The following is a 312-nucleotide window of genomic DNA, read 5'->3' as shown; positions in this document are numbered from 1 at the left end:
ACCTGTTCGAGCGGAACACGGTCGAGACGCTGGTGGCCCGGCTCGTACGGTTCCTGACGGCCGTGGTGGCGGACGCCGAGCGCAAGGTGTCCTCGGTGGAGCTGCTGACCCCTCAGGAGCGAACACGGCTGCTGGCCGACTGGAACGACACCCGGCGGGAGGTCCCGGCCGGTTCGTTCGCCGGGCTCTTCGAGTCGCAGGTGGCACGGGGTCCACAAGCGGTGGCGGTGGAGTTCGGTGACGTATCACTGTCGTATGCCGAGCTGAACGGCCGCGCGAACCAACTGGCCCGATGGCTGGTCGAACGCGGAG

1 protein-coding gene is annotated in these 312 nt (G+C 68.6%); it reads left to right on the top strand.

Features of this window, described 5'->3' with window-relative positions; genetic code table 11:
• A partial coding sequence (locus tag ACLF6P_RS30025; protein ID WP_415954580.1) for a hypothetical protein occupies nt 1-312 on the top strand: 312 nt, incomplete at both ends.

Source organism: Streptomyces lothianensis, from assembly GCF_047779955.1.
Taxonomy (GTDB): domain Bacteria; phylum Actinomycetota; class Actinomycetes; order Streptomycetales; family Streptomycetaceae; genus Streptomyces.
This window is presented reverse-complemented; position numbering and strand designations above follow the sequence as displayed.